The sequence below is a fragment of the Sagittula sp. MA-2 genome, assembly GCF_030126985.1.
In the GTDB taxonomy this organism is placed as follows: Bacteria; Pseudomonadota; Alphaproteobacteria; order Rhodobacterales; family Rhodobacteraceae; genus Sagittula.
In genome coordinates this window covers 461,699-472,696 of sequence record NZ_CP126145.1, presented here as the reverse complement: position 1 = coordinate 472,696, position 10,998 = coordinate 461,699, and the positions used below count along the sequence as shown (strand labels likewise).

At 66.5% G+C, this 10,998-nt stretch carries 14 protein-coding genes; 8 read left to right on the top strand and 6 right to left on the bottom strand.

The window, feature by feature from the left end; translation table 11 throughout:
• Positions 1-132 precede the first annotated feature (132 nt).
• From QNI11_RS02460 to QNI11_RS02450, 3 genes are all read left to right on the top strand, one after another.
• Entirely contained in the window at positions 133-1,026 is an 894-nt protein-coding gene (locus tag QNI11_RS02460; RefSeq protein WP_283982212.1) for a DMT family transporter, read from the top strand.
• Between the two features lie 273 nt (positions 1,027-1,299).
• A complete protein-coding gene (gene era, locus QNI11_RS02455) occupies positions 1,300-2,208 on the top strand; it encodes a GTPase Era (protein WP_283982211.1) in 909 nt (302 codons plus the stop codon).
• A gap of 85 nt (positions 2,209-2,293) precedes the next feature.
• A complete protein-coding gene (locus tag QNI11_RS02450; RefSeq protein WP_283982210.1) occupies positions 2,294-2,623 on the top strand; it encodes a DUF1491 family protein in 330 nt (109 codons plus the stop codon).
• Between the two features lie 66 nt (positions 2,624-2,689).
• On the opposite strand, the gene QNI11_RS02445 is transcribed toward QNI11_RS02450, so the two are convergent.
• Positions 2,690-3,475 carry a hypothetical protein gene (locus QNI11_RS02445; protein ID WP_283982209.1) on the bottom strand — a complete coding sequence of 262 codons (786 nt, stop codon included), beginning with the start codon at positions 3,473-3,475 and terminating at the stop codon, positions 2,690-2,692.
• A gap of 89 nt (positions 3,476-3,564) precedes the next feature.
• Here QNI11_RS02445 and recO point away from each other — a divergent pair, with 89 nt between their 5' ends.
• The 4 genes from recO to QNI11_RS02425 all read left to right on the top strand — a co-directional run bounded on the left by recO (position 3,565) and on the right by QNI11_RS02425 (position 5,790).
• Entirely contained in the window at positions 3,565-4,290 is a 726-nt protein-coding gene (gene recO, locus QNI11_RS02440) for a DNA repair protein RecO (RefSeq protein WP_283982208.1), read from the top strand.
• 149 nt (positions 4,291-4,439) lie between these two features.
• The gene (gene pgsA / locus QNI11_RS02435; RefSeq protein ID WP_100928029.1) at positions 4,440-5,105 is read left to right on the top strand and encodes a CDP-diacylglycerol--glycerol-3-phosphate 3-phosphatidyltransferase; all 666 of its coding nucleotides are present in this window, start codon (positions 4,440-4,442) and stop codon (positions 5,103-5,105) included.
• Entirely contained in the window at positions 5,105-5,350 is a 246-nt protein-coding gene (gene moaD, locus QNI11_RS02430) for a molybdopterin converting factor subunit 1 (protein ID WP_100928030.1), read from the top strand. The genes pgsA and moaD overlap by 1 nt, the downstream gene beginning before the upstream one ends.
• The gene (locus QNI11_RS02425; protein ID WP_283982207.1) at positions 5,350-5,790 is read left to right on the top strand and encodes a molybdenum cofactor biosynthesis protein MoaE; all 441 of its coding nucleotides are present in this window, start codon (positions 5,350-5,352) and stop codon (positions 5,788-5,790) included. The genes moaD and QNI11_RS02425 overlap by 1 nt, the downstream gene beginning before the upstream one ends.
• A gap of 140 nt (positions 5,791-5,930) precedes the next feature.
• Here QNI11_RS02425 and QNI11_RS02420 read toward each other — a convergent pair whose 3' ends face one another.
• On the bottom strand, positions 5,931-6,947 hold the full coding sequence (locus tag QNI11_RS02420) for a calcium-binding protein (protein ID WP_283982206.1): 1,017 nt from the start codon (positions 6,945-6,947) through the stop codon (positions 5,931-5,933).
• Between the two features lie 153 nt (positions 6,948-7,100).
• Here QNI11_RS02420 and QNI11_RS02415 point away from each other — a divergent pair, with 153 nt between their 5' ends.
• A complete protein-coding gene (locus QNI11_RS02415) occupies positions 7,101-7,868 on the top strand; it encodes a FadR/GntR family transcriptional regulator (RefSeq protein WP_100928033.1) in 768 nt (255 codons plus the stop codon).
• A gap of 326 nt (positions 7,869-8,194) precedes the next feature.
• Here the strand turns inward: QNI11_RS02415 and bfr are convergent, their stop codons facing one another.
• The 4 genes from bfr to QNI11_RS02395 form a co-directional block, all read right to left on the bottom strand.
• Positions 8,195-8,677 (bottom strand): bacterioferritin, encoded by a 483-nt coding sequence (gene bfr / locus QNI11_RS02410; protein ID WP_283982205.1) that lies wholly within the window; start codon positions 8,675-8,677, stop codon positions 8,195-8,197.
• A gap of 127 nt (positions 8,678-8,804) precedes the next feature.
• Positions 8,805-9,044, bottom strand: coding sequence for a bacterioferritin-associated ferredoxin (locus QNI11_RS02405; protein WP_100928035.1), 240 nt, complete (start codon positions 9,042-9,044; stop codon positions 8,805-8,807).
• A 217-nt stretch (positions 9,045-9,261) separates the two neighbouring features.
• On the bottom strand, positions 9,262-10,599 hold the full coding sequence (locus tag QNI11_RS02400; RefSeq protein ID WP_100928036.1) for an ammonium transporter: 1,338 nt from the start codon (positions 10,597-10,599) through the stop codon (positions 9,262-9,264).
• 31 nt (positions 10,600-10,630) lie between these two features.
• Positions 10,631-10,969 carry a P-II family nitrogen regulator gene (locus QNI11_RS02395; RefSeq protein WP_005855408.1) on the bottom strand — a complete coding sequence of 113 codons (339 nt, stop codon included), beginning with the start codon at positions 10,967-10,969 and terminating at the stop codon, positions 10,631-10,633.
• Positions 10,970-10,998 lie beyond the last annotated feature (29 nt).

Here is a 10,998-nt window from a genome sequence, read left to right as displayed (position 1 = left end):
AAACCACCTGACGCTATTGAGCATCTGCAAGTTGGGAGGGGCAAGAACTTTCCGCCCCCATGGCGGTTCTCCTTCCCTTGACCGACGCACTGGTGCAAGACACGCCTCGTTCCTTTCGCGCAGAAGTTCCCCATGACCGACAACCTCCGCGGCGCCCTCTGGATGATGCTCTCGATGCTGGGCTTCGGGATCGAGGATGCGTTCTTCAAGGCGGCCACCGCCACCGGTGGGGTCAGCGCGGGGATGGGCACCGTGCAGTTCGGGCTGATGGCCATGGCGCTCTACGCGCTTTATGCCGTGCAACAGGGGGTGCCGGTCTGGACCGGCGAATACCTCAAACCGCGGCTCCTGATCCGCACCGCCTTCGAGATCATCGGACGGCTGTTCTTTGCCCTCTCGCTGGCCTACACGCCGCTTTCGACCACCTCCGCGATCCTGCAGGCCGCGCCGCTGGTGGTGATGCTGGGCGCGGGGCTGATCCTCGGCGAGAAGATCGGGCCGCGCCGCTGGGCCGCCATGGCCGTGGGCTTTGCCGGGGTGCTGCTGATCGTCCGCCCCACGCCCGACGCCTTCCAGCCCAACGCCATCCTCGCGATCCTCGGCATGATCGGCTTTGCCGGGCGCGACCTGGCGACCCGCACCGCGCCGATGCATGTGCACGCGGCACAGTTGGGGGTGCTGGGCTTTGCCGTCGTCACCTTCGCCGGGCTGGTGATCGTGGCGTTCGAGCCGGGTGCGCCCGCGCTGCCGACCGCGCAGGCCGCCACGCTGCTCTGCGGCACCGCCATCGCCGGGGTGATCGGCTATACCGCCATCACCTTCGCCATGCGCACCGGAGAGGTCTCGGTCGTGGCGCCCTTCCGCTACTTCCGCCTGATCGTGGCGCTGATCCTCGCCTATTCGATCTTCGGCGAACGGCCCGACACGCTGACGCTGGCCGGGGCCGCGCTGATCGTCGGAGCCGGGACCTATTCGCTGATCCGCGATGGACGGCGCAGAAAAACCGCGCCGCTCGCAAAGACGTGAGCCGCCAAATACCGACAATTTTAGCGAGAGGCCCGTTTTCGAGGTCAGACGCGCAAAACCGCCATGTTCGCGATTCGTCGCCACAGACGAAAGGTTAACAACCGGCCGGTTCACCCCCTCCAACCGGCCGGGACTCACCACAACAAAACCTTAACGCGCCGGGATTAACGCACCGACCGATCCGGAGGGGACGGGTTTCGGCCTTTGTGCTATGGCGGGACGGAGCGAAACCCGCTAAGGGAGCGCCTTCACCATCGGACCAAGACAGCCACCATGACCACACGCGCCGGATTCATCGCCCTGATCGGAGAGCCCAACGCGGGCAAATCCACCCTCACCAACCGCATGGTCGGGGCCAAGGTGTCCATCGTGACGCACAAGGTCCAGACCACCCGCGCCCGCATCCGCGGCGTGGCGATGGAGGGCGAGAGCCAGCTGATCTTCGTCGACACGCCGGGCCTGTTCCAGCCGCGCCGCAGGCTCGACCGGGCGATGGTCGCCGCCGCATGGGGCGGCGCTGCCGACGCCGACATCGTGGTTCTTCTGGTCGAGGCGCACCGCGGCAAGACGCCGGGCGTGGACCGCATCCTCGAAGGGCTCGCAGAGCTGCCGCGCGGCCGCCGCGTCGCGCTCGCGATCAACAAGATCGACCGGGTGAAGGCCGAGGAACTGCTGGCGCTGTCGCAAAAGCTGAATGAAATCTATGCGTTCGAGAAGACCTTCATGATCTCCGCCGAACGCGGCTACGGCGTGGACGACCTGCGGGAATGGCTGGCAGCCGAGGTGCCGGAAGGCCCGTGGCTCTACCCCGAGGACCAGATCGCCGACCTGCCGCTGCGGATGATCGCGGCGGAGATGACGCGCGAGAAGCTGACCCTGCGCCTGCATCAGGAACTGCCCTACCAGCTGACGGTCGAGACGGATCACTGGACGGAACGCGAGGACGGCACCGCCCGGATCGACCAGGTGATCTACGTCGCCCGGGACGGCCACAAGGGCATCGTGCTGGGCCACAAGGGCGAGACGATCAAGGCGATCTCGAAGGCCGCGCGCGAGGAGCTGACCGAGTTCCTGGGTCGCAAGGTGCACCTGTTCCTGCAGGTGAAGGTGCGCGAGAACTGGCTGGAAGAGGCCGAGCGCTACTCGGAAATGGGGCTCGACTTCAAGGACGGCAACAGCTGAGCCGGTGCCCCGGACGGGGCCCCTTGTTTCCTTGGGCGTTGACCGTTTCTCAATGGACATGAACGCCGCATAAACCGGAGTGCCGATGCCCCGCCTGACCGCCCGTTTCTGGGTCGACGCCTACCTCACGCGGCTGCGCCTGCACGACATCCCGGCCTTCGTCGTGGCGCACGGCGACGACACCGCCGGCGCCGTCCTGGTCAAGCTTGCGACCCTCGACGGCAAGGCCCGCGCCTTCACCCGCAGCTTCGACCTCGCGACCGGAGAACGGGTCTGGACCGACCTCGTCAGCGGCGACGAACGGGAGGTCGACGCGGCCATTTCCCGCCAGCGCGGCTTCGACCCGGACCTCTGGGTGATCGAGGTCGAGGACCGCGCCGGACGCCACCTGCTGGACGAGGACGGGCTGGCCTGAGCGCAGGGCGGCGCAGAGCCCCGCCCTACATCCCCGCGCGCTGTTGCACGGGCCGGAACACGCCGATCAGCCGGGGAAGATCCGCGCCATCTGACCCTCGAAATGCGCCCAGGTCATCGTCGCCCGGTTGCCCGCATACCCGTGGTAATGCGACCGCCCCGACGAGTTCGGCAACCCGGCCCAGATCTTCGCGATGTTGTTCATGAAGGCCGTGCGGGTCATGACCCCTTCGCGGAAGGCGGTCAGCCCCGCTTCCTCCAGCAGGATGTCTGCGAGGCGGTCCTGCACCTCCGGCGTGAAGCGGGTGTTCGGCCCGTAATGCGCCTTGCGCACAAGGCCGCGCAGGGTGGCGGGGATGATCTGGTAACGCCCGATGGCATGGGGCTGTCCGGGCGTCGCGTCGATCCAGGCGTAGATCTCCGTCAGGGTCATGCGGGTGGGCGGCAGGGGCGGCCGGATCCGCGCCCCGTGCTGCACCGCGTCATAGCCCGCGCGCCCTGCCTCCGCCGCGGCGATCAGGTCGCGCAACTGCGCCACCGGCCCGCCAAGGCGCGGTCCGATCCGGTCGATCACCGGCGCCCCGCGGCTGGGCCACGGCGCAAAGAAGGAGGCCGCCGCGCGCCCCGCGAACAGGCTCGCCTCCGCGCCGTTGGCGCTGCCTGCGCCGCCCGTGCTGACCTGGATCACCTGCGCCTGCCGGTCGCGGACCATGGGCACGACAGCGCCGCCCGCCCCGCCGAACATCGGCCCGCGATCCGCGAACAATGCGCCGCGCGGTTCCATGGAGATCGCCTGCGCCGCGGCCCCCTCCGCCGTCAACACCATGGCCAGAATCCACAGGTATCGCCGCATCCCGTCCTCCTTCTGAAGGTCAGGGCGTTGTGACACAGCGGGGTTGAGAAACCCTTGCCCCCGCCCGGCCGCGGCGCCAATGTCGCGGCATGGAATGGCGGGACACCGGGATACTGCTGGCAACGCGGCGGCACGGCGAGACCTCGCTGATCCTCGACGTGTTCACGCCGGAACGCGGGCGGCACGCGGGCGTCCTGAGGGGCGGCACCTCGCGCAAGATGGCACCGCACCTGCAACCCGGCGCGCAGCTCGACCTGAGCTGGCGGGCGCGGCTCGAAGACCACATGGGCGCCTTCACGGTCGAACCGCAACGCTCCCGCGCGGCGGCAGCCCTGGGGGACAGGCTGGCGCTGGCCGGGCTGAACGCGGTCGTGGCGATGCTGCGGTTCTGCCTGCCGGAGCGGGTGCCGCACCCCGATCTCTACACCTTCAGCGAACGGCTGCTGGACCTGCTGGACCAGCCCGACCTCTGGCCGCTCGCGTACCTGCGGTGGGAGATCGCCCTGCTGGAAGAGATGGGCTTCGCGCTCGACCTTTCGAGCTGCGCCGTCACCGGGCGGACAGAGGGGCTGGTCTATGTCTCGCCGAAGAGCGGACGGGCGGTGACCGCAGAAGGGGCGGGCAACTGGATCCACCACCTGCTGCCCCTGCCCGAGGTCATGCTGGGCCAGGGTGCTGCCGGGAACGCCGAGATCGCAACGGCCCTGGGTACAACCGGCTATTTCCTCGAACACCGGCTGGCGCCACAGATGGGCGACAAGCCCGTGCCAGAGGCCCGCGCCCGGCTGATCGACCGCATCCGCCAGCGGGAATGAACCGGCACGCGCCGCCCGCCCGCGCAAGCGGCGTTTCAACGCAGGCCCCCCGACAGGCAAATGTGATGAACTAGGTGGCAACGTCTTGCCAGAAGGCACGGAGGCGAGGCCCCTTCCCCCTCCGTTCGGAACCCGTTAGGAATGCTGCGATGAAATGGACCCTGCCAAATATCCTGACGGCCCTGCGCCTGCTCGCCGCCCCCGGCGTGGCGCTGATGTTCCTCTACTTCGCGCGGCCGCTCGCGGACTGGCTGGCCCTGATCCTGTTCCTCGGCGCGGCAATCACCGACTTCTTCGACGGCCACCTTGCCCGCGCGTGGAGCCAGGAAACCAAGCTGGGCGCGATGCTGGACCCGATCGCGGACAAGGCGATGGTGGTGATCGCCCTGATGGTCATCATCGGCTATTCGTCCTGGACGCCGTGGCTGGTGCTGCCCGCGACGGTGATCCTGTTCCGGGAGGTCTTTGTCTCGGGCCTGCGGGAATTCCTCGGCGACGTCTCGGGCACACTGAAGGTCACCAAGCTGGCAAAGTGGAAGACGACAGTCCAGATGGTCGCCATCTCGGTGCTGTTCAGCCAAGGCGTGTTCGAACACTATCTCGTGATGTCCGCCATGGGCATGGACGACGAGATCGTGCGCAATATCCTGAACGGCACGGCCGAAGACCTGATGGGCCTGCGCTGGAAACAGCACGGCATGGTCTGGGCCGGCCTCGCCGGGATCGCGCTCTTGTGGCTGGCGGCGGCGTTGACGCTGATCACCGGGCTCGACTATTTCCGCAAGGCGATCCCGCACCTCAAGGAGGAGACGTGATGCAGGTACTCTATTTCGCCTGGGTCCGCGAACGGATCGGGCTGGCCAAGGAAACGGTGGACACCGGCGCGGCGACGGTGATGGACCTCGTGGCCGAACTGCGCGCCCGGGAAGAGCGCTACGCGGCGGCCTTCGAGGACATCTCGGCCCTGCGTGTGGCCGTGGACCAGGAACTGACGGAATTCGACGCCCCGCTGGCCGGTGTGCGCGAAGTGGCGTTCTTCCCGCCGATGACGGGCGGCTGATGCGGATCGTCGTGCAGGACGCGCCTTTCGACTTCGGCGCAGAGGCGGCGGGTTTCGCCGCCGGGCGCCACGACATGGGCGCCATCGTCACCTTCACCGGCGTCGTGCGCGACGTGGACGGCGGGCTGAACGCGATGGAGATCGAGCACTATCCAGGCATGACCGAGAAGGCGCTGGAGAAGATCGCCGCCGAGGCCATGGAGCGATGGTCCTTGGGCGATGCGCTGGTGATCCACCGCTACGGGCGGATGGAGCCCGGCGAGCAGATCATGATGGTCGCCACCGCCGCGCGCCACCGCAAGGACGCCTTCGAGGCAGCGGAGTATCTCATGGACTACCTCAAGTCCCGCGCGCCCTTCTGGAAGAAGGAATTTGTGGGGGAGGAGACGGGGTGGGTCGCTGCGCGGGATGAAGACGAGGCGGCGCTCGACCGCTGGTAGCGACCTCTTAAGGGCGGCGCGAAGCCCCGCCCTACGATCCGTGTCGCCCTTTGGCGGGTGTCGTTTCGGATGGTGCCATCCCGCCCTTTGGCGGGAGCCCACGGGTGCTTACCGTCACGCCCTCCGGAAAACCCGCCGGCTCAGACCATCACGCCAACGACAAGCACATCCGCTGCGGTCAGGGCCTGTACCGGCGACAGAAGCGTGGCCACCGTGAGACCGTCCGCCGTGACGATCTGATCCCCGTTCGCGAGGGTCGTCACCGCGATCTCCGGCGCCGGGGCTCCGGCAGAGGCGTCGTATTCCACGACCAGCTCGTCGTCGCCCACGCCGAAGTCGTCGATCAGCGCGCCGGTGCCATCGCTCTGCGCCGTCCAGCCGGAGACGAAGAAGTCGTCGTCCCCCGCGCCGCCGATCATCTCGTCGCCCTCGCCCGCGTGCAGCGTGTCATCGCCCGCGCCACCGTCCAGCGTGTCGCTGCCGTCCGCGCCCGCCGGGGCGCCCGGATAGCGCTGGAGCATCTCGTCGAACAGGCTTTCCGCCGCGGTCTGCTGGTCCTCGTCGGACAGCGCGTCGAATTCCGCCCTGTTGTCAAAGACATGCTCGAGGGTTTCATGGAAGGCACGCGCTGTCAGGTCGTCGCCCGAAGGACCGGGGACATGGGCGTACATCAGGTCATCCCCGCCGTCGCCCGCCATGGAATCGCCGCCCGCGCCGCCGATCAGCAGGTCGTCCCACTCACCGCCCGACATCTCGTCGTCGCCCTCGCCGCCTAGAAGCGTGTCCTTGCCAGTGTCGCCAAAGAGCGTGTCATCGCCCGCCCCACCGTCGAGGGCGTCGTGCCAGGCGCCGGCGTTCAGGAGGTCGTCGCCTTGGCCGCCTTCCAGGAGGTCGCGGCCGCGCTCTCCGTAAAGGGTGTCGTTACCTTCGTGACCTTCGAGTGTATCGCAGCTCCGCCCGCCGGCCAGCCAGTCGTCCTGCGCGGTGCCGTCGACCTGGTCGGACCAGAGCCCCGCCTGAACGATCTCGCCGGAGGCGGTGTCGGGCTGGTCGAGCGGCAGGTCGGGCTCTTCGTTGCCCGCCGTCACATCGTCCGGCTGGGCGATGGCGGCAAGCGTCATGGTGCCGAGGAGGGATGCGATCAGTGCGGTCAGCATGGGGGCCTCTGGAATGCTTTGTCCCGGACCATTCTGTTGAGGATTAAGGCCGCAATGCGCCGCAATTCGGGTAATTGTTCACACGTGCCGACGGATGGGGCTTCCCTGCGTGTCACTGGTTTTGGTAAGACAAGCAGACCAAAGCGAGGTCCCATGCCCTTCGAAAAAGTCCAACCGGAGAAACTGGCGGCGGCCGTCGTGCGGCAGATCGAAAAGCTGATCCTGCGCGGCATCCTGCGCCCCGGAGAGCGCCTGCCCTCGGAACGCGAACTGTCTGAAAAGCTTGGAGTTTCCCGCCCGTCCCTGCGGGAAGCGGTGGCCGAACTGCACGAACGCGGCCTTCTGGAAAGCCGCGCCGGGGCCGGGATCTTCGTCACGGATGTGCTGGGGTCGGCGTTCTCGGAGGCGCTGGTGCGGCTGTTTGCCAACCACGACGAGGCGGTGTTCGACTACCTGTCGTTCCGGCGCGACATGGAGGGGCTGGCGGCGCAGCGCGCAGCGCAATACGGCACCGAAACCGACCTGAAGGTCATCGACGAGCTGATGACCAAGATGGAAGCGGCCCACGGCAAGCGGAACCCGGCAGAGGAAGCAAGGCTCGACGCCGACTTCCATCTGGCAATTATCGAGGCTTCTCATAACGTTATCATGCTGCACATGATGCGCAGCATGTACCAGTTGCTGCGGGAAGGCGTGTTCTACAACCGCCAGATCATGTTCAAGCAGCGCACCACGCGCGAAAGCCTGCTGGAGCAGCACCAGGCCATCAACGCCGCCCTGCAGGCCCGCGACGCGGAGGCCGCGCGCGTGGCCGTCGAGCGGCACCTGGGCTACGTGGAGACGGCGCTGACCGCCGACCGCAAGGCAGAGCGGAACGAGCTGATCGCGCGCCAGAGGCTGGAGCGGGAAATCAACCGCTGAGCGTTTTGCGCCTCTTGGAAAAGGCGTGTCGGAAAGGTGAAAACAGGCACCGCGCGTTGCGTGAAGCTGTGAACGTGGGCTTCACTCTTGCACGTCAAAATTGTAGCAACCGGCCGATACGCCACCAGAAGGACACAAAACCGGGGTCCGATAACGTAGCGACCGCTGCGTTCATCCCACCCCGTTAACCGCTTGTTGGGGTGAGTCCCGGCCGGTTCGCCCCCCCTGAACCGGCCGGTTGTTAACCTCTCTGCGCAAAGCGGGCCGGGCGCGGCCGACGGGATGCGCGATGCCGCCCGAATCGCCCCCTCCCGACTGCCCTTGTCTCAGGCGTCGTCGGTGGGCTTCGCGTTGAGCTGGCCGTAGGCCGAGGCGCCGATGGTCGCTTCGAGGTCGAGCTGGGTCTCGAGGAAGTCGATGTGGCCTTCCTCGTCGGCGATCAGTTCCTCGAACAGGTTCTTCGACACGTAGTCGCCCACCGACTCGCAGTGCTTGCGGGCCTCGATATACAGGGTGCGCGCGTCGTATTCGGCGGCAAGGTCCGCCTCCAGCGTTTCGCGCAGGTTCTGGCCGATGCGCAGCGCGTCGAGCTTCTGCAGGTTGGGATGGCCGCCGAGGAAGATGATGCGTTCGATCAGCTTGTCGGCATGGTGCATCTCTTCGATGCTTTCCTCGCGCGATTTGGCGGCCACGCGGCCAAAGCCCCAGTCTTCCTGAAGCCGGTAGTGCAGCCAGTACTGGCTGACCGCGGTCAGTTCGCTGCGCAGCGCCGCATTGAGATATTCGATGACTTTTTCGTCGCCCTTCATGGTGCCCCTCATGAGATGAATTGGCCTGGCTCTCGCCCGTGGTGCGGGCGGTGGCTGGGTGATCGGTCAGATCACCTTAGGGCAGATTCAGGGGCGGCGCCAATAGTCCGCACGGCGGGTGCGACCGTCAGCGCACCTGGCGCATGCGGCGTGCACCGGCCTTGGTCAGAACGGGCACTTCGAGGCTGGTGTTCTTCTGCATCGTGTCGAGGAACAGCGGCAGGCAGCCGGCGCAGTCGGTCTTGCGTCCGAGCGCGCGGAACACCTTTCCGGGCGTGATGATCGTGTCCGGGTCGGCGGCCCGCATCCAGTCCATGGCGGCGTGGATGTCCTTGTCCGAGATTCCGTTGCAATGGCAGATCATCATGACGCGTTTGACCCTGTTGCTGACGGGGAATAGATGACCAATTCGGTCGGGCATGTCAATCCTGATGGATTTACTCGGATCAATCGTGATCCGGGCGTGAGCCCCGCGCCGGGGTGAGACCGCGCCAAAGCCTGCCAGCAAAGGCCCTTCGGCAAAGAAAAGACCCGGGCGCATCGCTGCGCCCGGGTCCGTGCCAGATCGGGTTGAGAGGGAGGCCTCAGCCCTTGGAGAATTCCGGATAGGCTTCCATGCCCAGCTCGGCCATGTCGAGACCCATGATCTCTTCTTCCTCGCCGACGCGGATGCCCATGACCATTTTCAGGACGAACCAGACCACACCGGAGGTGACGACCACGAAGATGCCAACCACGAGGATGGAGTAGAGCTGCACGCCGAGGTTCGCGTCACCGTTGGTCAGGACCACGGCGATGGTGCCCCAGATGCCGCAGACGAGGTGCACCGGGATGGCGCCGACAACGTCGTCGATCTTGAGCTTGTCGAGGACCGGAACCGCGAGGACGCAGAGCACGCCGCCGATCATGCCGATGATGGTCGCCATGCCGAGACCGGGGGTCAGCGGTTCAGCGGTGATCGACACGAGGCCTGCCAGGGCACCGTTCAGCACCATGGTGAGGTCCGGCTTCTTGTAGAGGATCTGCGTCAGGATCAGCGCCGCGATCGCGCCACCGGCAGCTGCCGTGTTGGTGTTCGCGAAGATGCGGGAGATGTCGGCCACGTTGCCCGCGGTGTCCATGTAGAGCTGCGAGCCGCCGTTGAAGCCGAACCAGCCGAGCCACAGGATGAACGTACCGAGGGTCGCCAGGGTCAGGTTGGAACCCGGCATCGGCACGGTGCGGCCGTCCTTGTACTTGCCGATCCGCGGTCCGAGGATCAGGGCACCGGTCAGGGCTGCCCAGCCGCCGACGGAGTGCACGACGGTGGAACCTGCGAAGTCGAGGAAGTCGGTCTGGCCGTCGATGCCCGGCGCGAGGAAACCGCCGCCCCACTTCCAGGACGCCTGGATCGGGTAGATGAAGCCGGTCAGGATCACGGTGAAGATCAGGAAGGGCCACAGCTTGATGCGCTCGGCCAGGGTGCCGGAGACGATCGACGCGGTGGTGGCGCAGAACATCAGCTGGAAGAAGAAGTCCGAGCCGACGGAGGCGTAGGTCAGGTCGGTTTCCGTATCGGCGAGGCCGACGGGCTCCAGCGAGGTGGGCATGAAGGCACCGATGACGCCCTCCATGGACCAGCCGTCGCCCGGGTACATCAGGTTGTAGCCGATTAGGTAGTACATGATCGCAGCGATCGAGAAGAGCGCGACGTTCTTCATGAGCTGCATGGTGACGTTCTTCTGACGGACGAGGCCGGCCTCGAGCATGGAGAAGCCTGCGCCCATCCACATCACCAGGAAGCCGGTGACGAGGAACATGAAGGTGGTGAAGATGTAGCCGATCTCTCCGTTCGGCGGCGTGACGTCTGCCTCCTGAGCGAAGCCCAGCGTCGGCAGCGCCACCAGCGCGGCGATCGCGGCAACTGTGGTGAAGCGTTTCATGTCTGTGTCATTCCCCTATGAGTGGCGCGTCTCAGAGCGCGTCTGCATCCGTTTCGCCGGTACGCACGCGCACCGCCTGCTGCACATCCAGAACGAAGATCTTGCCGTCGCCGATCTTGCCCGTCTGCGCGGTGGTCTTGATGGTCTCGACCACCTGATCCGCCATGGCTGCGCCGACGACGATCTCCAGCTTGATTTTCGGCACGAAATTCACGGCGTACTCGGCTCCGCGGTAGATTTCGGTATGGCCGGACTGAGAGCCGAAGCCCTTGATTTCCGTCACCATCATGCCGCGCACGCCGATGCCCGTGAGGGCTTCGCGCACCTCCTCGAGCTTGAACGGCTTGATCGTTGCAATGATCAGTTTCACCTTGTTCCCCTTCGGTCTTGGCGGGGCCT